This is a genomic window from Tenacibaculum insulae (assembly GCF_964512435.1).
In the GTDB taxonomy this organism is placed as follows: domain Bacteria; phylum Bacteroidota; class Bacteroidia; order Flavobacteriales; family Flavobacteriaceae; genus Polaribacter; species Polaribacter insulae_A.
This window is the reverse complement of the sequence record NZ_OZ208512.1, coordinates 389,953-405,937: the sequence shown is the minus strand read 5'-3', so window position 1 is coordinate 405,937 and position 15,985 is coordinate 389,953. Positions and strand designations below refer to the sequence as shown.

Below are 15,985 nucleotides of genomic sequence, written 5' to 3'. Positions count from 1 at the left end.
ATGAAGAATGTTTTTAAGAAAGAAATTACCAACGAAGTAATTAATAGAATAGAGCAATTAACGCCAACAAGTCAACCAAATTGGGGAAAAATGTCTGTATCTGAAATGTTAGCGCATTGTTGTGTTGCTTATGAAATGATTTATACTGATAAACACCCAAGACCAAACGCTTTTGTTAGAATGATGCTTAAGATGTTTGTAAAAAAAGCGGTAGTAAATGAAACACCTTTTGCTAAAAATGGTAGAACGGCACCACAGTTTATAATTGTAGATAAACGTGAGTTTGAAACAGAAAAAAAACGTTTAATAGACTTTATAAATAAGACTCAAGAGTTAGGTGAGCAGTATTTCGATGGAAAAGAATCACACTCTTTTGGTAAATTATCTATTAATGAATGGAATAATTCTTTTTACAAACATTTAGATCATCATTTAACGCAATTTGGAGCTTAATAAAAACCTAAGTGTTATTTGAATAGAAAAGCATCTTTTAAATTATTAAAAGGATGCTTTTCTTGTAATTATTCTTGCCAATTCGTTTTACTATTAGGGCAGTATGTTTCTATTTTTTTTAGGCATTAATTATGTTGTGCTAACCATTTTAAAATTGTTTGATTTGTTTCTTCGGGAAGTTCTTGTTGAATCCAATGACCACAATCTAAACTAATCACATCTACATTAGGTACAAATTCAGGTAGTTTTTCAAACTTAGGAATCATATCACGATTACCATATATCATAAGTGTTGGCTGTTGTATTATTGGATTTACATCTGCTAATAAGTGCCAGTTTCGATCAAGGTTTCTGTACCAATTTATACTTCCTGTAAATCCTGATGATTTGAAAGCTGAAGCAAAAAATGCTAATTCATTTTCATTTATTATAGCTTCACCGAGTGGTTTATCTGCTTTAGCAAGGTTAATCATTAACATTCCTGGTTCGGGTGGTGCTAGAGGTACATTTTTACGAAATAAATTACGAAGAAACTGCGAGGTGTTTTTATGTAATATAGCATCTGCTACTCCTGGTTGTTTATTAAAGTGAACAAAATAAAAATCTTCACCAAATATAGCTTCCATAAATTCAATCCAAGGTTTTTCTCCTCGTTCTTGATAAGGTAATGCCAAATTTATTACTTTATTTACTCGCTTTGGATGCAATAACGATAGTCCCCAAACAACATTTGCACCCCAATCATGACCAACAAAGGTAGCGTCTTCGTATCCGTAGTGATCTAGAAGCGCAACGAGATCTCCTGTTAAGTGGTTAATATCATAATCAGTTATTTTAGTCGGACAAGATGAGTTACCATAACCGCGTTGATTTGGAACAATAACATGGTACCCTGCTTTGGCTAGAGCAGGAATTTGGTGACGCCAAGAAAAAGCATGCTCTGGAAAGCCATGACAAAGTACAATAGGTTTACCTATGTTTTGTTTACCAGCTTCAAAAACCTCGAGTTCTATGCCATTAACTGAAATCATAGTGGGCTTTGGAAACTCGATTGGATTTAGTTTTGTGTTCGTTACATTTGTCATTATTTTTTGTTTTAAAAATTAATATAATGCAAACGTAAATTCGGTTGGTGACAGCCCTATGGCAAGGGTGAAAAATAATTAATGATATTGATCAAAATATTCCTGTAAAGTCATGTTATGAGGTTTGAATTTTTCAGGTTGAATCTCTGTTTTTTGGATTCTATCTAATCTAAAAAATCTAAATTCCTTACGTAAACGACACAGCGCAACTAAATACCAATTATTAGAATTTAACAATGCAAATGGCTCTATTAACCTTTCTGTTGTAATCTCTTCCTTGTTAGTGTATTGTATTTTTACAAGGTTGTAATTGGTAAGTGCATTTTGTATGTCAGACAAGTTATTGCTATTTCTTTCTTGATTTATAACTTCATTATATTGAGTTCTATTGGCAAGTAAATTTGCTTTGTCTTTTTCGGTATATCTTAATATTGATTTTATTTTATCAATTGCTTCCGAATAATCTTTTACAAAGGAAGCATCACTGTTTTTTAAAACTAACTGTTCTGCAAGTATTAAGGCATTTGCTTGTTTTTCAGTGAACATTACAGGCGGAACCTTATATCCGTCCATTAATGTATAACCCTTTCCTTGTTCTGTTAATATAGGAACTCCTGATTGCTCTAGTGCTCTTATATCTCTATAAATAGTTCTTTTACTAAGATTAAATTTAGTTGCTAATTCTGAAGCGGTTACAATTTTTTTTGTTTGTAATTGAATTAAAATTGCTGTTAATCTTGATAGTCTATTTGTTTCGGAATATTCCATTTTAATATAGTTGTTGTTAATCGGCTACAAGGGTTTTTTGCAAGAAAGTTGCGGTTTTTAAACGCAACTTTCTGGAGTTTTAAAAATAGCTTATTTTTAATTAACGGGGTTCAGTATATTTCCAATCATTTTTTAGATACTCTAAAGCATTAATTAGAGCTTCTCTTGATGGTTTAGGGTTAAAACCTAATTTTTTTTTTGATTTATTGATATCGTAATCTTGTTTTAATCCATAAAACATATCTAAATAATGACGTTGTAATTAAGGTTCCTTTCCTTCCAAATTCCATTAAACTAGCAAAAGTATCTTTCCAAAAAGCAGTATTCTCTTGTAAAAGATCAAAGTCGGGCTTAGAAATTTTTACAAGTTTACAATCAGTAATTGTTTCTTAATAATCTATAGATGGAGTTTCGCTCATAAAACTATCTAAAGATGTAAAAAAATCATGTTCAGAAACTAAATGCCGAACTACTATTTTTTCATCAATATTTTGATACCCTTTTACTGTTCTAGTACTTAAAAAATAAATATATAGCTCTATTTTCCCTGCTTCTAAAAGTTTGGTTTGTGCAGGGATATTTTCAGTTATAAAACTTTTTTACTTGGTAAAGATCAATATTGGTTAAATTAAACCGTGATTTAATAATTAAGTTTAGTAACGTAATGTGATTTTTTAAAACTCAGTAATTTCATTAATAACTAACTTTTTTAAAGCTTCTCCTTTTACTAGTTTATAAGAAATTTGCCTTGTTTTATCTGTTAAAAAGGTTTTGTTTTCTGTTGTTTGATAAACGGGAAATCTTTGAACTAAAGAATTTTCGATAACTGAAAATTCATCATTACCGTTATAATCATTATTTACTTTATTGTTTTTTGTTACCGGTACAAAAGCCACCTTACTCATAGATTTTTTATTGTTTACAGAAAAAGCATAGACATTTCCATGTTTTTTATCATTTAAAGACTGTGTATAAATAAGTAATTCAGGAGAATTATCTGAATCTAAATCTTCAACTTCTGCATCAATAATAATTTCGTTTTCAATGTTAAAAGACTCATTGTAATTTTGTTTCTCTAATCCGAAAGTAAAAATAGAAAGTGTGTTTTTATTATTTTTCTTTATTGATGAAATGTTAAATCCAATACCTTGTAAATTTAAAACTTTACTAAATGTTGTTAAATCTATTTGTAAAGTATCTAGCTTTTTATCAACTTTCTTATAAGTAGCAGCAATAGTAGCTCCTCCGTTGCAGAAAAAGCTTAAATCTTCTTCTTTTTCAGAAGAAATAGTTATATTTTCTTTATCAAAATGAAAAGTTATTTTTTTACCATTGTAGGTTGATACATAATCAGTTTCATTTTTTTTATAGGCTTTAGTATCAAAAGTACAAGTAGGTTTTTTTTGATCAGCTCTTGACCTAACAGAAATTAAAACTGACTTATTATTGTTTGGTTTAACAGAAACAGCAACCCAATCCAATCCTTCAGCTCTTTTATCATAATTATTGTCTACATAATTACCGTAAAAAGCAACATGAGTTTCCTTTTTTGTAGTTGTTGTATCGTTTTTTTCTTTGTTAACTGATTGTTTACAGCTGATTAAAACCACGAATAATAATGCTGTTAAAAAAGTTTTAGTCATAATTTTATTGATTTATACTTATTTAAACCTAAAAGTTAAAAAGTTATTTGCTATTTAATTGTGTTTTTCTTTCTCAAATATACTAAAACCATTAAGTTGTAAGAGGTAAAGTTTTTAATAAATTATTGACTCTTTTTCTTAATTTCGCCATTCAAAATATAAATGCATGATTACTGTAGATCAATTAACGGTTGAGTTTAGTGGAAAAACCTTATTTAAAGATGTTTCGTTTGTAATAAATGAAAATGATAAAATTGCTTTAATGGGTAAAAATGGAGCAGGAAAATCAACCATGATGAAAATCATAGCAGGTGTTTCTAAAACGACTAAAGGCGGAGTTAGAAGCCCGAAAGATACCGTAGTAGCCTATTTACCTCAGCATTTATTAATGGAAGATAATTGTACAGTTCGTGAAGAAGCATCAAAGGCTTTTGAGGCTGTTTTTAAGATGAAAGCCGAAATGGATTCGTTAAATAAACAGTTAGAAACGCGTACTGATTACGAATCGGAAGAATACATGAAAATTATTGAGCGTGTTACCGATTTAGGAGAAAGTTATTACGCTTTAGAAGAGGTTAATTACGAAGCAGAGGTTGAAAAAGCGTTAAAAGGATTAGGATTTAAGCAAGAAGATTTTGATAGACTAACATCAGAGTTTAGTGGTGGTTGGCGTATGCGTATTGAATTGGCTAAAATTTTATTACAAAAACCCGATTTAATTTTACTCGATGAGCCTACGAATCACGTAGATATTGAATCTGTAATTTGGTTAGAAAATTTTTTGTTAAACAAAGCCAAAGCTGTTGTGGTAATTTCGCACGATAAAGCATTTATCGATAATATAACCAACCGAACTATTGAGGTTACCATGGGTACGATTCACGATTATAAAGCGAATTACTCACATTATTTAGAACTGCGTAAAGAGCGTCGTTCACATCAAATAAAAGCATATCAAGAACAGCAAAAAACCATTGCAGATATTAAAGGATTTATTGAGCGTTTTAAAGGAACCTACTCTAAAACAAATCAAGTTGCTTCACGAGAAAGAATGCTAGAAAAAATTGTGCCGATTGAAATTGACGAAGTAGATACTACAGCGTTAAAATTGCGTTTTCCACCATCGCCACGATCGGGTGATTATCCTGTAAAAGTTGAAAGTTTAACAAAAAAATACGGAGATTTAACGGTTTTTGAAGATGCTAGTTTTTCAATTGCTCGTGGCGAAAAAGTATCGTTTGTAGGGCGTAACGGAGAAGGGAAATCAACGATGATAAAAGCTATTATGGGCGAAATAGATTTTGAAGGCGAATGTGGTTTAGGGCATAATGCCAAGGTTGGATATTTTGCGCAGAATCAAGCGTCATTATTAGACCCTGAATTAACAGTTTTTCAAACAGTAGATGAGGTTGCCGAAGGTGATATACGAACACAAATAAAAAATATTTTAGGACGTTTTATGTTTGCTGGCGACGATATTGAAAAGAAAGTAAAAGTGCTTTCTGGAGGAGAGAAAACGCGTTTGGCAATGGTTAAATTGTTGCTAGAACCTGTAAATGTGTTAATTTTAGATGAGCCTACAAATCACTTAGATTTACGATCAAAAGATGTGATTAAAGAAGCGTTATTGCATTTTGACGGAACTTTAATTTTAGTGTCTCACGATCGTGATTTCTTACAAGGTTTGTCTGAAAAAGTATTCGAATTTAAAGATCAACGAGTTATTGAACATTTTGAAACTATCGATGCTTTCTTAGAGCGTAACAATATTAAAGCCTTAAAAGAAATCGATTTATAAGTAGTTTATCTATCTAAAAAATCTTGAAAAGCTTTTTGACTCATTGCTTTACCTAATGAATCTAACGGTTTGTAATTCCCTTCTTTAATAACGGGTTTGTTGCTAACGTAATCGTACACAAATGTTCCGTTTTTAGAAACAGTTCCGAAACCGTTATTAAAAACATAATGTACATACTGTTTTTCAGATTTGTTAAAAATGTGTTTTCCAAATTTAAATTGATTGGAGTTGCCTCCTAATAAATTGGTTATAGTATAAGCAAAATCACTTTGTGCGCTAAAATTATCAATCTTAACACCTGTTTTAGCCAATGCTCCACCTAACCAAACCATCGGTATTTGAAATTTTTTAGGGCTGTTAAAATAACCTTCATGCTTTGGTAACGGATGCCCATGATCTGCCAAAATAACAACTAAAGTGTTTTTCCACCAAGGTTGTTTCTTAGCGTCGTTAATAAATTTACCAATTGCTTTATCAGTATATGCGTGAGCACTTTTATATAGGTTTTCTTCGGATTTTTTGCCAAATTTATATTCGCCAGGAAACTCGTACGGTTCGTGACTCGTTAAAGTTAGTCCGATTTGAAAAAAAGGTTGTTTTAACGTTGGTTTTGATAAATCAGTAATAAAACGATCTAAAAAAATATGGTCGTGCGCACCCCATTTCGAATTCCAGTTTTCTTTATCAAATTCAGTTCCGTCTACAATTTTATCAATATTTCCATTGCGCAAATAAGTAATCATGTTACCAAAATTACTATCACCGCCATAATAAAAACCAGTATTATAGCCTAGTTTTTTCATTTCCTTGGTTAACATTGGTAGTGATTTTGATTTATGTGGCATTTTCATAATGCTATTTCTTGGTTGTGGATAGTAGCCACTTAAAATAGCCGGAACCCCTTTATCGGTTCTATCGCCATTACCATAAAAATTAGTAAATAAAATACCTTCTTTTGCTAATTTATTTAAGTTTTCGGTAACATTTGGTTCGCCACCTAAAACACCTACTGCTTTTGCAGATAAACTTTCCCAAATTATTAAAATAACGTTTGGTTTTTTGGTGTTTAAAATAGTATCAGAAGCGCTTAAAAGTTGATTCCTAGTTTTATCAATTATGTTTTTAGCTGTTTCGGATTTAAAGTGTTTATATGGATTTTTTTTACTTCTTCTATGTTTTAACGTGTTTGCAAAATTCCACATAAAATTTACAGCTGTATGATTTGCAAACATTTTGGTAGAAAAATATACATTACTTTGATTGATAGGAATGTTTGCAAATCCGCCTCGTATAGGAATAATTAAAAAACCGATTAATAAAAGCAACACAGGAACTTCTAAAATGTTTCCTTTTGTTAAACGATTAGTTAGTTTGTTGCTTATTTTATGAAAGCAATAAATTGTGAAAACTGAAATGAAAATCCAAATTAAAATGCCACCGATAAGCTGTATTGTTGTAACTGAAGCTAACATAGCTTTTGGTGTGTTAATGTAGTTTAATACTGTTGAGTCGATACGAACTCCCCAAGATTTATACAATGTAATATCAATTAACATAAATAAATTAACAGCGAAAAGAATAAGAACTGTATATGTTTTAATTAGTTTATTGATGATTTTTTTAGGAACCCAAATAGAAAAGATGATTATTAAAAACGGAATTGCAGCAAGGTATGCTGCAAAAGAAAAATCTAATTTAATTCCATATAAAAAAGTTTTAAGCGTTGTTGCAATGCCTAATTCAGCAGTTTTATCAAAATAGTAAGCTAAAAATAAAAAGCGTGCAAATAAAAAATAAGCTACCCATAAAAAATAATAAGTAATATTAAAAAGAAATCTGTTTTTAAAACTATTCATTTAAACTGTTTTATAAGAGGTTTATTCGGTAACTTTTAAACGTGCCTTAGCGGTAACTGAAATATCAGAAAAATCGTTGTTTAAATATTTTAAATATCCAGCAATGGCAATCATAGCAGCATTGTCTGTTGTATATTCAAACTTCGGAATGTAGGTTGTCCATCCCCAATGTTTTTCGGCTAAGGCTAAACGTTTTCTAATTTCTGAATTGGCAGAAACTCCGCCAGCAATAGCAATATGTTTTATGTTGGTTTGTTTAACAGTATTTTTTAATTTTTCCATCAATATTTCAATAATTGTATATTGAATAGAAGCACAAATATCATTTAGATTTTCTTTGATGAAATTAGGATTCTCTTTTACATTTTTTTGAATAAAGCGTAAAATTCCTGTTTTTAATCCGCTAAAACTAAATTGTAAATCGCCAACTTTTGGTTTGGTAAATTGATAAGCTTTCGGGTTTCCTAATTGTGCGTGTTTATCAATTAAAGGACCTCCTGGATAAGGTAATCCTAATATTTTTGCAGATTTATCAAAAGCTTCTCCAACGGCATCGTCAATAGTTTCGCCTAAAATTTCCATTTCAAAATGATTGGTAATTTTAACAATCTGTGTATGTCCGCCGCTAATAGTTAGGCAAACAAAAGGAAACGGTGGAATTTTGCTGTTTTCTTCTTCAATAAAATGAGCCAAAATATGCGCTTGCATGTGGTTTACATCTATTAACGGAATATTTAAACCTAAGGCAAAAGATTTTGCAAATGAAGTTCCCACTAATAAAGAGCCCATTAAACCAGGACCACGAGTAAAAGCAATAGCGTTTAAATCGTGTTTGGTAATTTTAGCCTGTTCAATAGCTTGTTGTACTACCGGAACAATGTTTTGTTGATGTGCTCTCGAAGCAAGCTCAGGAACAACACCGCCGTATTTAGCGTGTATTTCTTGATTAGCAACCACATTACTTATTACTTTTCCGTTATAAATTACCGATGCACTTGTGTCATCACAAGAGCTTTCGATACCTAAAATATAGCCGTTTTTTGTACTCACTTTATTATGTGTTAGAATGCAAAAATATTGATATTACGTTAGATTTTCGTTAAAATTAATATTTCTTTAAAATAAGGCAATATTTTTGCAGTTAGCTGATTACATTTGTTAGTTGGTTTATAAAAGGTATTATCATTAAGAAAATAGGGAAAATATTGTGGAGGTTTTTAAAGTACGTGCTACTTTTTTTAATCTTGCTCTTTATTTTACTGTCATTACCTTTTGTGCAGAGTAAGTTAGCTAAAGAAGCAACAAACTGGGTAAACAAAGAATATAACACCAATATTGTTGTAAAAAAAATAGATTTATCGTGGTTAGGGAGCGTTCAATTAAAAGAAATTGAAATTAGAGATCACCATAAAGACACTCTTATTTTTGTTAACAATTTAAGTACTTCGTTACTAAACGCAAAACGAATAATAGAAAACAGTGTTGATTTAGGGGAAGCTTCTTTAAGCGGAGCTTATTTTAATATGAAAACTTATAAAGGTGAAAAAGACGATAACATGTCTGTTTTTATTGATAGTTTTGAAGATGATACTCCAAAAGACAGTTTGTCAAATCCTTTTGTTTTAAAGAGTGATAAAATTTCTATAGATAATTTAACCTTTAAATTGTTTGATGAAAATGATAAAAAACCACTTCAATTTGCTGCTTATAATGCCAGCGGAACGTTATTAGATTTTTCAATTATTGGTCCTAATGTTTCTCTAAAAATGAGAGAAATGGGTTTTACTGAAAATAGAGGCATTAAGGTAACCGATTTGTCAACCGATTTTGTGTACACAAAAAAGTACATGAATTTTAGTAAAACAGTTTTAAAAACCAATAACAAATCAAAAATAGTTGGAGACATTAAAATGACCTATAATCGTAAAGATTTTGTGAATTTTAATGATAAGGTAAAATTTAAAGCAACTTTATCTAAAAGTGCACTTTCAATTAAAGACTTAAGTAAGTTGTACAAGGAACTAAGCGGAAACGATATTTTATATTTTACTGGTAATTTTAATGGTGTTTTAAATAATTTTAGTGCCAATAACGTTAAAATTAATTCTAAAAAAGGAATAAAGGTTGTTGGTAATATGGGCTTTGTTAATGTTATAAAAACGAGCAGAGGTTTTGTTTTTGATGCCGACCTAGAAAACCTTACCGCAAATTATTTTCAGTTAAAAGATGTGTTACCTAATTTGTTAGGGAAATCATTACCATCAGAATTTCAAAGATTAGGAAATTTTACGTTTAAAGGAAATGTTAACGTAACTCCAGATCAAATAGATGCAACATTATCAGTAAAATCAGAAATAGGAAATGTAATAACAGATCTTCAATTAACAGATGTAGCACATATTGACGAAGCTACTTATGCAGGAGAAATAGAGTTTGATAATTTTGATTTAGGAATTTTTGCAAACGATCCAATACTTGGTAAAATATCATTAAAAGCTGATGTAAATGGAAGCGGGTTTAATGTAGCAAGTGTAAATACTACTATTATAGGAAATGTAAGTAGTTTAGAGTTTAATAAATATAGTTATAAAAATTTAAATGTTAATGGTCAGTTTCAAAACAAAAAATTTGACGGATTATTAATTGCAAAAGATGATAATTTTAAATTAAATTTTGAAGGACTTGCTGATTTTTCATCAACAATAAATAAATTTGATTTTATAGCAAATATTGATAAGATTGATTTAAAAAAAACAAACCTTTTTACTCGAGACAGTATTGCTGAATTAAAAGGAAATATCAATTTAAACGTATCAGGAAATAATTTTGATAATATTATAGGAAAAGCAACCTTTAAAAAATTAGTATACACAAACCAAAAGCAAGAGTACCCGTTTAAGATTTTTGAAATAAAATCATCAGTAAAAGATAGTATTAAAACAATAGAAGTCAACTCGGAAGATATTGTTAAAGGAGAATTAAAAGGTAAGTTTTCTTTTGAAGATTTAATACCAATAACACAAAATGCTTTGGGTAGTGTTTACACAAATTATCGTCCGCATAAAGTAACTAAAAATCAATTTTTAGATTTTGACTTTACCATTCACAATCAAATTATAGATGTTTTTTTGCCAGAAATATCAATAAGTAAAAACACTAGGCTTAAAGGGCGAATTAATTCAGATAAAAACGCATTAAAACTTACTTTTACATCACCAGAAATAGATGCCTATAAAAATATTATTGAGGATGTTGTGTTAAGATTAGATAATAAAAATCCGCTATACAACACCCATTTAACCGCAAGTAAAATTAATACAGAATATTATAATATTGAAAAATTAAACTTGTTAAATAGAACTCAAAACGATACTTTATATTTTAAATCTATTTTTAAAGGAGGAAAAGATTATTCAGAAAGTTTTAATCTCGATTTTTATTATACAATTAATGAGTTGCAAAATTCGGTTGTAGGTATTCAAAAATCAACCTTTAATTATAAAGGTTTTGATTGGATTATAAATAACAAAAAAGATAAAAAACATAAAGTAACCTTTAATTTAAATGAAAATAATTTTAATGTAAGTCCGTTTGTTTTTCAATCAGGCGAGCAAAAAATAGCATTTAAAGGAATTGTTAGAGATAGTACTTATAAAGATTTACAAGCTACATTTAATAAAGTAAAATTAGAAAGTTTTTTACCATTAGTAGATAATTTAAAGCTAGGAGGAGATTTAACAGGAGCTATTGATTTTAAACAAGAAAAAGAAAAATTAGCTCCTAAAGGCGATTTACTTATTGAAAACTTTCATATAAATGATTTTTATCAAGGCGATTTATCATTAGATGTTTTTGGAGATAATTCCTACGAAAAATATAAGGTAGATTTAACTTTAGCAAGCGAAAAAGCAAAAAACATTTCGGCAATAGGAGGGATAGATTTATCAAAAGAAAGACCAACTGTTGATTTAAATGTGTTTTTAAAAGAATACGAAATAGCAGCTTTTAGTCCTTTAGGTGAAGAAGTTTTAAACAAACTTAGAGGTAAGGTTACGGGAAATTTTACAGCTAAAGGATTTTTAAATAATCCTGATTTTCAGGGAATGTTAAACTTTGAAGAAGCGGGTTTAAATTTTCCGTATTTAAATATTGATTTTGATTTAAAAGGAAACACAAATATTATTTTAGATAAACAACAATTTATAATCGATAATATTTTATTAGAAGATACAAAACATAAATCTCAAGGAATTTTATCAGGATATATTGCGCATCAAAATTTTAAAGATTGGTATTTAAAATTAGACATTGATACCGATAATTTATTAGTATTAGATACCAAAGAAACTGAAGAATCTTCTTACTATGGAACAGGTTTTTTAGATGGAAATGCTGAGATTAGAGGACTTACAAATAATTTAGATATTGTTATTGAAGGAAAAACAAATAAAGGAACCGTGTTTGTAATTCCTTTAAATGATGTAAAAACAATAGATAATTATAAATTAATTCGCTTTAAAACAGGGAAACCTGAAGATGAAATTGTTAATAAAGCAGTAAAAGATATAAAAGGACTCGATTTAAAAATAAATTTAGAAGTAACGAAAGATGCAATTGCTCAAGTAGTAATTGACAAGGTTACGGGAAGCGAGTTAAAAGGAAGTGGAGAAGGAAATTTAAGAATTGACATAAACACATTAGGAAAGTTTAATATGTTTGGCGATTTTGAAATAGATAAAGGACTTTACAATTTTAAATACGCAGGAATAACAAAGCCATTTACCGTACAAAAAGGAGGTACAATAGCGTGGAATGGAAATCCGTATGAAGCAGAATTAGATTTAACGGCCGTTTATAAAACCAAAGCAAACCCTGCACAATTATTAGATAATATTAATTCTAACCGTAAAATACCTATTGATTTATACACCAAAATTACGGGAGGTTTATTTAATTCGAAACAAGAATTTGATATTAAAATTCCGAATGCAAATTCAACCGTAGCATCCGAATTAGAATTTATTTTAAACGGAAATGATTTGAATACAAAAATGCAACACTTTTCATTTTTGTTAGCCTTTGGTACTTTTTATGTTGAAGATGCTATTGGTAATAGTGCCGCATCTGGTTTAACCGGAACCGCATCAGAAATAGCATCAAGTATTTTAACCAATATGCTAAACAATGAAAGTAATAAATTTCAATTAGGTTTAGGGTACACACAAGGAGATAGAAGTGATGTAAACGATATAAGATCTGACGATCAGGTTGATGTATCTATTTCAACTCAATTAAATGACCGTATTTTAGTAAACGGTAAAGTAGGGGTTCCTGTTGGAGCAAACACACAAACAAGTGTAATTGGAGAAGTAAAAGTAGAGGTGTTATTAAATGAAGAAGGAAGCTTAAGAGGTACGGTTTTTAATAGGCAAAATGAGGTGCAATATTCAGCTGAAGAAGAAGGGTATACACAAGGTATTGGTATTTCGTATCAAGTAAATTTTAATAATTTATCAGAACTTGGAGAAAAATTAGGGTTAAAGAAAAAAAAGAAAGTAAAAACAATTAAAAAAGATACAATACAACCTAAAAAAAGTAATTTAATTAGGTTTAAATCAACTAAAAAAGATTGATAAATTTAAATGGATAGCGTAAAGAAAAATTATATAGTAATTATGTTAAAAGGAATGGCAATGGGTGCTGCAGATGTTGTTCCGGGAGTTTCTGGAGGAACCATAGCATTTATTTCAGGAATTTATGAGGAGTTATTAACTTCAATTAGCAATGTTAATTTAAGCTTATTTAAAACTCTTAAACAAGATGGATTTAAAACTGCTTGGAAACAACTAAATGGTAATTTTTTAGCATCACTTTTTGTCGGAATTTTTATCAGTATTATTTCCTTAGCAAAAGTAATTTCTTGGTTACTTACTCATCATTCCATTTTATTGTGGTCTTTTTTCTTCGGATTAGTTTTAGCAAGCGTAATTTATATAGCAAAACAAATTACAAAATGGAATTCTATAGCAATTATTTTAGTTGTTTTAGGAGCTGTTTTAGCGTATTATATTACCACTTTAAATCCGATGATATCAGAAAACTCATCAACGTTATTTATGTTTTTTGCTGGTGCAATTGCTATTTGCGCAATGATTTTACCAGGTATTTCTGGCTCTTTTATTTTAGTGCTTTTAGGAGCTTATAAGCCAGTTTTGGCTGCAATAAATAATAGAGATTTTACAACAATAGCAGCAATAGGTGCCGGAGCAATTATAGGACTGTTATCTTTTTCAAGGGTTCTAAAATATTTATTTGCTAACTATAAAAATTATACACTAGCTGTTTTAACTGGTTTTATAATAGGTTCGTTAAATAAAATTTGGCCTTGGAAAAAAGTATTAACGTATAGAACAAACTCTCACGGAGAGCAAGTTCCTTTTAACGAGTTGTCAATTTCTCCATTTTCGTATGATGGTAATCCACAAATAGTTTACGCTTCAATATTAATAGTTATAGGTTTTGCTTTAATCTTGTTACTTGAAAAATTAGCAGTAAAAGAGCAATAGAAAATAAGTATCTTAATGTTTTAATAAAAAGAATGCATTACCAACATCAACGTACACTTTTACAAAAAATAATTCTTTTTTTTAAAGGATTAACCATGGGAGGCGCAAATAAAGTTCCTGGTGTTTCTGGTGGTATGGTAGCTTTTGTAATGGGATTTTATGAAGAGCTTATTTTCTCTTTTCAAAGAATAAATGGCAAAGCATTTAAATTACTTTTTAACGGACGGTTTAAAAGTTTTGCAACATATACCAATTTGCAATTTTTAACATTGGTAATGTTAGGTAGCACTTGTAGTTATTTTAGTGTTTCGTTAATTTTAGATTATTTCTTAAAAAATTACGAACTTTATGTTTGGTCGTGGTTTTTTGGAATGATAATAGGGTCTATTTATTATATATCAAAAGATTTTAATGATTGGAAACTTAAAAATATTTTGGCGCTGTTTATTGGAATATCCGTAGGAATTACAATTAGTTTTATGACACCAGCAAAAGAAAACGACAACCTTTGGTTTGTTTTTATTTGCGGAATAATAGGAGTTTCGGGTATGACATTGCCAGGTTTATCGGGTTCGTTTATCTTAATTTTATTAGGTAATTACGTACTTTTATTAGTAGATAGTGTAAATGTTTTTGGAAGCGTAGTAACAAGTGTTTTATCTGGCGATTTTGAGGTGTTAAAAGATAAGGTTAAGGTGAGGTATTTAAAAATAATAACAGTTTTTACTGCAGGCTCAGCTTTTGGCTTAGTTTCAATGTCGCATGTATTAGGTTATGTATTAAAAAGATGGCATCAAATTGTAACAGCAATTATTATTGGTTTTATAACAGGGTCTTTAGGCATCGTTTGGCCTTGGAAAAAAACAATATTTAAAATAAATAATGAAGTTTTTTTGTTGGATAAAAAAGGAAATAAAATTGTAGAAAATTATGAGCGATTTTTTCCAGATTTTTCAATTGCACAAACATGGATTGCCACAGGTTTTATCATTTTTGGTATTGCTTTAATTTTAATTATAGATTTTTATGGAAGAAAAAGAAAATAAAAACCTTTTTGCTTTAGTAGGAAAAAATATTTCATATTCTTTTTCTAAAGGGTATTTTACCAATAAGTTTGATGAATTAAATTTAAATACAAATGCGTATGTTAATTTTGATATTCAATCAATAAAAGAACTTCCTGCTAAAATAAAAGAACATAAAAAAGTTTTAAAAGGGATGAATGTAACTATTCCTTATAAATTAGAGGTTTTTAATTATTTAGATAAAATTGATAAAAAAGCACAAAAAATAGGTGCGGTAAATACTATTAAAATATCTAAAAAAGGGAAGTTAAAAGGGTTTAATACGGATATTTATGGGTTTAAAAAATCATTAAAACCATTGATAAAAAGTCACCATAAAAGCGCATTGATTTTAGGAACTGGCGGAGCATCAAAAGCGGTTGCTTTTGTGTTAAAAAAACTAAATATTAAGTATCAGTTTGTTTCAAGGAATCCTAACGGTAAAAAAGAAATTTCATATCAAAATTTATCAGAAAAAATTATAGCTTCTCATCATCTAATAATTAATTGTACACCTTTAGGTACACATCCAAATGTTGATGATTTTCCTGATATTCCGTATCAATTCTTGTCAACAAAACATTTGTTATACGATTTAATTTATAATCCATCTGAAACAACTTTTTTAAAAAAAGGAAAAGAAAAAGGAACAGAGATTAAAAACGGATTAGAAATGTTAGAGCAACAAGCAGAAAAAGCTTGGAGAATATGGAATGATGCTTAAAATATAACTGTTAAAAAATAAATTCAGA

General features: G+C 29.3%; 11 protein-coding genes. 6 read left to right on the top strand and 5 right to left on the bottom strand.

The window, feature by feature from the left end:
• Window positions 1-453 carry a DUF1569 domain-containing protein gene (locus ACN5J5_RS01780; protein WP_418645646.1) on the top strand — a complete coding sequence of 151 codons (453 nt, stop codon included), beginning with the start codon at window positions 1-3 and terminating at the stop codon, window positions 451-453.
• 125 nt (window positions 454-578) lie between these two features.
• Here the strand turns inward: ACN5J5_RS01780 and ACN5J5_RS01775 are convergent, their stop codons facing one another.
• The 3 genes from ACN5J5_RS01775 to ACN5J5_RS01765 all read right to left on the bottom strand — a co-directional run bounded on the left by ACN5J5_RS01775 (window position 579) and on the right by ACN5J5_RS01765 (window position 3,949).
• Window positions 579-1,538, bottom strand: coding sequence for an alpha/beta fold hydrolase (locus ACN5J5_RS01775; RefSeq protein WP_418645645.1), 960 nt, complete (start codon window positions 1,536-1,538; stop codon window positions 579-581).
• A gap of 78 nt (window positions 1,539-1,616) precedes the next feature.
• Window positions 1,617-2,306, bottom strand: a complete 690-nt coding sequence (locus ACN5J5_RS01770) for a helix-turn-helix transcriptional regulator (RefSeq protein WP_418645644.1) — start codon at window positions 2,304-2,306, stop codon at window positions 1,617-1,619.
• A 674-nt stretch (window positions 2,307-2,980) separates the two neighbouring features.
• Window positions 2,981-3,949, bottom strand: a complete 969-nt coding sequence (locus tag ACN5J5_RS01765; RefSeq protein ID WP_418645643.1) for a hypothetical protein — start codon at window positions 3,947-3,949, stop codon at window positions 2,981-2,983.
• A gap of 166 nt (window positions 3,950-4,115) precedes the next feature.
• On the opposite strand from ACN5J5_RS01765, the gene ACN5J5_RS01760 reads away from it, so the two are divergent.
• Complete coding sequence (locus tag ACN5J5_RS01760; protein WP_418645642.1) at window positions 4,116-5,747, top strand: ABC-F family ATP-binding cassette domain-containing protein; 1,632 nt, start codon at window positions 4,116-4,118, stop codon at window positions 5,745-5,747.
• Between the two features lie 5 nt (window positions 5,748-5,752).
• Here ACN5J5_RS01760 and ACN5J5_RS01755 read toward each other — a convergent pair whose 3' ends face one another.
• Together ACN5J5_RS01755 and tsaD are read right to left on the bottom strand one after the other, a co-directional pair.
• On the bottom strand, window positions 5,753-7,603 hold the full coding sequence (locus tag ACN5J5_RS01755; RefSeq protein ID WP_418645641.1) for an LTA synthase family protein: 1,851 nt from the start codon (window positions 7,601-7,603) through the stop codon (window positions 5,753-5,755).
• 21 nt (window positions 7,604-7,624) lie between these two features.
• Window positions 7,625-8,653 (bottom strand): tRNA (adenosine(37)-N6)-threonylcarbamoyltransferase complex transferase subunit TsaD, encoded by a 1,029-nt coding sequence (gene tsaD / locus ACN5J5_RS01750; RefSeq protein ID WP_418645640.1) that lies wholly within the window; start codon window positions 8,651-8,653, stop codon window positions 7,625-7,627.
• A 224-nt stretch (window positions 8,654-8,877) separates the two neighbouring features.
• Here tsaD and ACN5J5_RS01745 point away from each other — a divergent pair, with 224 nt between their 5' ends.
• From ACN5J5_RS01745 to ACN5J5_RS01730, 4 genes are read left to right on the top strand one after another with little or no spacing between them, the layout of a single operon-like run.
• Entirely contained in the window at window positions 8,878-13,236 is a 4,359-nt protein-coding gene (locus ACN5J5_RS01745) for a translocation/assembly module TamB domain-containing protein (protein ID WP_418645639.1), read from the top strand.
• A 9-nt stretch (window positions 13,237-13,245) separates the two neighbouring features.
• Window positions 13,246-14,169, top strand: a complete 924-nt coding sequence (locus ACN5J5_RS01740) for a DUF368 domain-containing protein (protein ID WP_418645638.1) — start codon at window positions 13,246-13,248, stop codon at window positions 14,167-14,169.
• Between the two features lie 32 nt (window positions 14,170-14,201).
• The gene (locus ACN5J5_RS01735; RefSeq protein WP_418645637.1) at window positions 14,202-15,215 is read left to right on the top strand and encodes a DUF368 domain-containing protein; all 1,014 of its coding nucleotides are present in this window, start codon (window positions 14,202-14,204) and stop codon (window positions 15,213-15,215) included.
• Window positions 15,196-15,957 (top strand): shikimate dehydrogenase family protein, encoded by a 762-nt coding sequence (locus ACN5J5_RS01730; protein ID WP_418645636.1) that lies wholly within the window; start codon window positions 15,196-15,198, stop codon window positions 15,955-15,957. The genes ACN5J5_RS01735 and ACN5J5_RS01730 overlap by 20 nt, the downstream gene beginning before the upstream one ends.
• Window positions 15,958-15,985 lie beyond the last annotated feature (28 nt).